The sequence below is a fragment of the Acinetobacter lactucae genome, from assembly GCF_013122135.1.
Classification (GTDB): domain Bacteria; phylum Pseudomonadota; class Gammaproteobacteria; order Pseudomonadales; family Moraxellaceae; genus Acinetobacter; species Acinetobacter lactucae.
This window is the reverse complement of sequence record NZ_CP053391.1, coordinates 787,181-793,548: the sequence shown is the minus strand read 5'-3', so window position 1 is coordinate 793,548 and position 6,368 is coordinate 787,181. Positions and strand designations below refer to the sequence as shown.

The window sequence follows — 6,368 nt, the reverse complement described above, 5'->3', positions numbered from 1 at the left end:
TAATGAAAAATCACGTTAAACGTTTTATATATAAAACAAATTTATTATTTATCTATTTACCATTTGTTGAAAAATCATTTAATTAAAATATTCATATAACAATTATTAATATCTTAATAAAATAAAATATATTATTAATGATATATATAGAAAAAAAAGGCTTTAGGTAATATTTTACTATTACACTAAAACCTAATTTTTAAATGATTTATAAAATTTAAAACTGTTTATATTTAGAAATTATCTGGACTCTCAAATCTTTTTACTTCTTGTAACTTATTCGGGTCATGCATTGTTGCAATGCCATCCTCAGTTTTTTGGTCTACAAGAATATCTGGATTAAAAACAGTGATTGTCTCTCTACCCAACGCATCTTCGCCAACAATATACTGAAAGCCTCTTCGATTCATCTTATGACACAATCTTTGATAAAAACCTTTTAAGCCTTCAGTTTCTTCATTAGGATTGTAATAAAAAGCATTCATCACAGCTGGCAAGCCCAGACCACACACGATGCCCGATAACAACACACTAATAAAAGTATAACCAATCAGGATACTGCTATAAGGACTTAATGCAGGAATATTGGCAACCGCCAAAATCAATGCAAGTGAAATCCCCCCTCGCACCCCACCCCAAGATAAAATAGTTAAACTACCGTTATAGCTTTTCATTTTCCGCATATTCGGGAAAAAGGCAAAAGCCATGAAGTTGGCTGCAAAACGAGAGATATGGAGAATAAAGAACGCAACAATACCGCCTAAAATCAGGCTAAAGTTTAAATCTAGAATAAATAGCTCTAAACCAATTAAAGTAAACAGGAATGAGTTGATGATTCCTTCTACTGTATGCCAGAAATGGTTAACTTCTTGAATCTCACGCTCTTCTCGTATTTCTTTCCATTTGTTCCCAACAATTAAGCCACCAATTACACAAGCGATTGGTGCTGATGCATGCGCAAATAAAGCAACCAAATATGCTCCGCTGGCAAGTAGCGCGGTGGTTAAAATCAGGGACTCCATTTCATGTTTACCACGTAATAGACGTAACACCCCTACCCCAAATGCCCAACCAATCCCGACAGCAACAACAATTTCATAGAGTAGAGCTTCTAATGTCGCCACCAATGAGAAGTGTTCGCCCTGTAAAACATTAAGTAAAGTCATAAACAATGCAATACACATTGCATCATTAAATAGTGATTCACCTTCTAGCTTAACAATTAAATGATGGGGTGCACGAATCGAACTAAGTACACCTTTAATACCAATTGGATCTGTTGCTCCTAAAGCTGCACCTAAAAGTAACAACACCAGAATTGGCACGTGATATCCAACTAGTAATTGGAATCCATAAAGTAAACCACCAAACAATACGGCGCAAAGTACTAAAGCAATCGTTGCTAAAATACTAATTTGTTTCCAATAACTTTTTAGATCTGAAATTTTAAATTTGAGTGCCGAAGAAGTTAGAATAAAACAAATAACACCATTAATTAAAAAATCATAAAAATCGATATGGCGTACTGCTTCTTCAATATTATGAATATTAATGGTAATAAACTGGTTACCGTTTAGTAAGCTAGCACCCCACTGTAAAATAAAGACAAAAATTGCCGAAACAAGAGGAACACCAATCGCCTGAGGAAAGCCTAAAATACGCTTATTAAAGATCGTGGTAGCAATTGATAGTGCAAAAACCACAGTGAATGCTTGTAGTAGAAAAAAATTACCCATGAATACCCTTCTTCTGGGTCAACGACCAAATAAAACTTTGCTAGATCGACCAAACTTAATAAAAAACTGACATGAACAATGCCATAATCATAAAAAACAGAAATTAGGAGACAAGTTTAACCAATTGATTGAACAATCTATCAATCTGTTAAATTTCTTAACATTATTTACAGTGATAATCTAAAGAAAAAAGATGAGCTTATTAAATATGTTTAACAAGTCTCATCCTATAAATTTTAAACTGGATTATTAAAAGTATCGCATTGGTTAATATCACCGGTTTTTAACCCGACCTGAAACCAGTGCATTCGCTGTTCACTGCTCCCGTGAGTAAAGCTATCAGGAACAACCTGACCCGTAGAGCGCTTCTGTAAATAATCATCACCAATTTTTTGAGCGGCATCCATCGCTTCTTCAATGTCACCTTGTTCTAAAAATTGAGTTCGCTGTTGATTATGACTCGCCCAAATACCTGCTAAACAGTCAGCTTGTAATTCTTGGCGAACAGACAATTGGTTCCCCTCTGTTTGGCGTACTTGTGCACGAGCTTGCTGGACTTGTGATGAAATACCGAGCAAAGTTTGAATATGATGCCCTACCTCATGTGCGACAACATAAGCTTGTGCAAAATCCCCAGCTTGATCTTGTCTAGAAAGCTCAGTTTGGTTCTGCTCACCAGAGATTCCCATTTGCTGACGCATGTCTTTGAAGAATTCTGTATCAATATACACCTTCTGGTCTGCCGGACAATAAAATGGTCCCATAGCAGATTGAGCAGTACCACATCCCGACTGAACCATTCCGCTAAACAATACTAATGTTGGTGGCGTATAGCTTTTACCTAACTGTTTAAATATAGGAGTCCACGTATCCTCCGTATCAGCCAAAACCGTTCCAACAAAATCCGAGGCTTCTTTTTGCTCTGCCGTTAAACTTTCTGGTGCAGTTGCATTTGATTGTTGTGAGGCAGTAACTTGCTGCGTTGCTTGATAAGCCTGTTGTGGATCAACACCAAAGAACTTCCAAGCAACAAATGCAACAACCAAACCAATAATACTGATACCACCAGTTCTAACACCGCCACCACCTCGACGGTCCTCAACATTGCTACTAATTCGACGACCTTTCCAGCGCATAATTTCCCTCTTCTTTTTAGAATGGCATCATGAACCCGATGCTTTTTTAGGCCACATTTTTTGTATTAAGCTTACGATTAATAAAACAATTGCACCAGCAACCAATCCTATTCCAAAGTTAATCAGTGTCGGGGTTAAAGCACCAATGATATTACCCACTGCAGGTATTGTTTCTACATGGTCAACTGTGTTTTCTGTTAAGTGATGAAGCAACGGAATCGTATGATTAATAATCCCGCCTCCCACTAAAAACATTGCAATAGTGCCCACGATTGAAAGTAATTTCATCAAAATAGGAGCAAAAGCTAATAGACCTCGACCTATAGTTTGCTTAAATGAGGTCGACTGTTCTGTTAAATATAATCCCAAATCATCAATTTTAACAATCATACCAACTAGGCCATAAACGCCGATCGTCATCACAATTGCAATAACGCTTAGAACGCTTACCTTTGTCATTAAAGTAGCTGTAGCAACTGTACCGAGCGTAATCACCACGATCTCAGCCGATAAAATAAAGTCAGTTCTTACTGCTCCTTTTATTTTTTCCTTTTCAAAAGTTGCTAAGTCTAATTCTTCATTTTCAAGCTCTGCTTTTGCTTCCTCTGAGGTAGAGGCTTTTTTATGCATAAAAGTATGAAGAACTTTTTCTACGCCCTCATAACATAAGAATAAACCACCTAGCATTAATAAAGGATTAATGAGCCAAGGGGCAATCACGCTAATTAATAATGCTAAAGGCACTAAAATAAGTTTATTAACAAATGATCCCTTCGCCACCTTCCAAACAATAGGTAACTCACGGTCTGAACGGACGCCCGTCACCTGTTGAGCATTTAAGGCCAAATCATCACCTAAAACTCCGGCAGTTTTCTTAGCTGCCATTTTGCTCATTAAAGCGACGTCATCTAAAATCGTTGCAATATCGTCTAGTAGTAAAAGTAAGCCACTCGCCATTTCTTATCCAAGTTTGTATTTATTAAGCTATTGTAAGATGATTTTTTTGAATTTCTGTAATTTTACTGAATAAATTCACAATATTATTTTAAGAAAAGTTTACCCAATCGCTGACGAAAATTTTTTATTTCCCGTACAATAATGCCAATCTTTTATATTACAGGGCTTACTACCCCTGATTAAGCCAATACGATAGTGGAATAAATAATGAGTAATGTTGATCAGCGTCCAATTATTTTGACAGGCGACCGCCCAACCGGACAACTTCATCTTGGACATTTTGTCGGTTCTTTGCGTTCACGTGTAGGTTTACAGGATAGCCATCATCAACATCTCTTGTTAGCAGATGCACAAGCATTAACAGATAATGCAGATAACCCGGATAAAGTCCGTCGCAATATTTTGGAAGTTGCCCTAGATTATTTAGCTGTAGGCATTGATCCAACCAAAACCACAATTTGTGTTCAATCTTGCTTACCAGCATTGAATGAACTCACCATGCTCTATCTTAACTTTGTGACTGTTGCACGTTTAGAACGTAACCCAACCATTAAATCTGAAATTCAAATGCGCGGTTTCGAACGTGACATTCCCGCAGGTTTCCTTTGCTACCCTGTTGCACAAGCGGCTGACATTACCGCTTTTAAAGCGACTGTGGTTCCAGTGGGTGAAGATCAGATTCCAATGATTGAACAAACGAATGAAATCGTACGCCGAGTTAATCGCCAAATCGGTCAAGATCTTTTGCCTGAATGTAAAGCTTTGCTTTCTAATATGGCACGTCTACCTGGTTTTGATGGTAAAGCGAAAATGTCTAAATCATTAGGCAACACCATCGTTTTAAATGCTTCTGATAAAGACATTAAAAAAGCTGTTAATGCGATGTACACCGACCCTAATCACCTTCGTATTGAAGATCCAGGTCAAGTTGAAGGCAATATTGTATTTACCTACTTAGATGCATTTGATCCAAATAAAGAAGAAGTTGAAGAATTAAAAGCACACTATCGTCGCGGTGGTCTTGGTGATGGTACAGTTAAAAAACGTCTTGAAGGTGTGTTAAAAGAATTAATTACACCTATTCGTGAACGTCGCGAAGAACTTGCTAAAGATCCTGATTACATTATGGATGTTTTACGCCAAGGTACAGATAAGTGCCGTCTTATTACTCAACAGACTTTAGACGAAGTTAAAGATGGTTTAGGTTTATTTAAATTTTAATCCTCTTTAAAAAACTAAAAGCCCTTCAGGGCTTTTTTTATGCTTATTTGGTTAATACAATTCATTTTTTAGAATTACTAACGTATTGACGACCATTCACACGCTTTTACCCTATTAACGTGAAGTAACACTTATTAACGCTAATAGCGATGAAGAATTTCTTAACACTCTCTATTATTCACTATGTAGGTTACATCATATGAGCCTCACGACATTTCTCCTTAAACCGAAACTGTTTTTTACAGATTCGTTGTTCTACGCAATGATCACCCCAATCATTGCGTATTTTTTTGCCTAAAAATTTTATTTTGAATCAATGTTACTAATAAAATTCTACTTATTTGTCTTTAATAAATAAAAAAGCACCGCATCATTTTCAGATGCGGTGCTTTTTAAGATTCAGGATAAAGCGATTAAGCTAAGCCTTTCTCTTTTAAAACTTGCAACATAGTTGAACCAAGCTCAGCTGGGCTACGAGTGTAAGCCATACCTGCTTTTTCAAATGCAGCGAATTTCTCTTCAGCAGTACCTTGACCACCAGAAATGATCGCACCAGCGTGACCCATACGCTTACCTTTAGGAGCAGTTACACCAGCGATGTAACCTACTACAGGCTTAGTCACGTTAGATTTGATGAATTCAGCAGCTTCTTCTTCAGCTGTACCACCGATCTCACCGATCATGATGATTGCATCAGTATCTGGATCGTCTTGGAACAATTGAAGAGCTTCGATTTGGTTCATACCTGGGATTGGGTCACCACCGATACCGATACAAGTAGACTGACCTAAACCAAGCTTAGTTGTTTGAGCAACAGCTTCATAAGTCAATGTACCTGAACGTGAGATGATACCAATACGACCTGGTTGGTGGATATGACCAGGCATAATACCAATCTTACATTCACCCGGAGTGATCACGCCTGGACAGTTAGGACCAACTAAACGAGTACCGTTACCGTTAGTTTCTAAATAGCGTTTTGCTTTAAGCATGTCGATTGTTGGAACACCTTCAGTGATCACAACGATTAAGCCAACACCTGAATCAACCGCTTCAACGATTGAGTCTAAAACGAAAGGAGCTGGTACATAGATTACAGATGCATCTGCATTTGTTTCACGTACAGCTTCTTTCATTGTGTTGAATACCGGTAAGTCAAGGTGAGTAGTACCACCTTTACCTGGAGTAACACCACCAACAACTTTTGTACCGTAGTCTAAAGCTTGTGCAGAGTGGAAAGTACCGTTTTTACCAGTAAAACCTTGTACCAATACTTTAGTGTCTTTATTAATTAATACGCTCATGATTGATACTCCCC

The 6,368-nt window shown here is 37.5% G+C and carries 5 protein-coding genes; 1 reads left to right on the top strand and 4 read right to left on the bottom strand.

The annotated features are described in order from the left end of the window. Nucleotides 1-233 precede the first annotated feature (233 nt). From HLV59_RS03865 to HLV59_RS03855, 3 genes are all read right to left on the bottom strand, one after another. On the bottom strand, nt 234-1,736 hold the full coding sequence (locus tag HLV59_RS03865; protein WP_016143311.1) for a cation:proton antiporter: 1,503 nt from the start codon (nt 1,734-1,736) through the stop codon (nt 234-236). Between the two features lie 236 nt (nt 1,737-1,972). Continuing rightward, the gene (ypfJ, locus tag HLV59_RS03860; RefSeq protein WP_171429370.1) at nt 1,973-2,872 is read right to left on the bottom strand and encodes a KPN_02809 family neutral zinc metallopeptidase; all 900 of its coding nucleotides are present in this window, start codon (nt 2,870-2,872) and stop codon (nt 1,973-1,975) included. A 27-nt stretch (nt 2,873-2,899) separates the two neighbouring features. Further along, nucleotides 2,900-3,829, bottom strand: coding sequence for a DUF808 domain-containing protein (locus HLV59_RS03855; RefSeq protein WP_031949147.1), 930 nt, complete (start codon nt 3,827-3,829; stop codon nt 2,900-2,902). A 207-nt stretch (nt 3,830-4,036) separates the two neighbouring features. Between HLV59_RS03855 and trpS the strand changes: the two genes are divergently transcribed. Then, nucleotides 4,037-5,050, top strand: a complete 1,014-nt coding sequence (gene trpS, locus HLV59_RS03850) for a tryptophan--tRNA ligase (RefSeq protein ID WP_002116097.1) — start codon at nt 4,037-4,039, stop codon at nt 5,048-5,050. 413 nt (nt 5,051-5,463) lie between these two features. Here the strand turns inward: trpS and sucD are convergent, their stop codons facing one another. Next, the gene (sucD, locus tag HLV59_RS03845) at nt 5,464-6,354 is read right to left on the bottom strand and encodes a succinate--CoA ligase subunit alpha (protein ID WP_000114637.1); all 891 of its coding nucleotides are present in this window, start codon (nt 6,352-6,354) and stop codon (nt 5,464-5,466) included. Between the last annotated feature and the right edge of the window lie 14 nt (nt 6,355-6,368).

Coding starts and splice junctions, on each gene's coding strand:
- sucD (WP_000114637.1), bottom strand. CDS start 6,354: ATGAGCGTATTAATTAATAAAGACACTAAAGTATTGGTACAAGGTTTT.
- ypfJ (WP_171429370.1), bottom strand. CDS start 2,872: ATGCGCTGGAAAGGTCGTCGAATTAGTAGCAATGTTGAGGACCGTCGA.
- HLV59_RS03865 (WP_016143311.1), bottom strand. CDS start 1,736: ATGGGTAATTTTTTTCTACTACAAGCATTCACTGTGGTTTTTGCACTA.
- trpS (WP_002116097.1), top strand. CDS start 4,037: ATGAGTAATGTTGATCAGCGTCCAATTATTTTGACAGGCGACCGCCCA.
- HLV59_RS03855 (WP_031949147.1), bottom strand. CDS start 3,829: ATGGCGAGTGGCTTACTTTTACTACTAGACGATATTGCAACGATTTTA.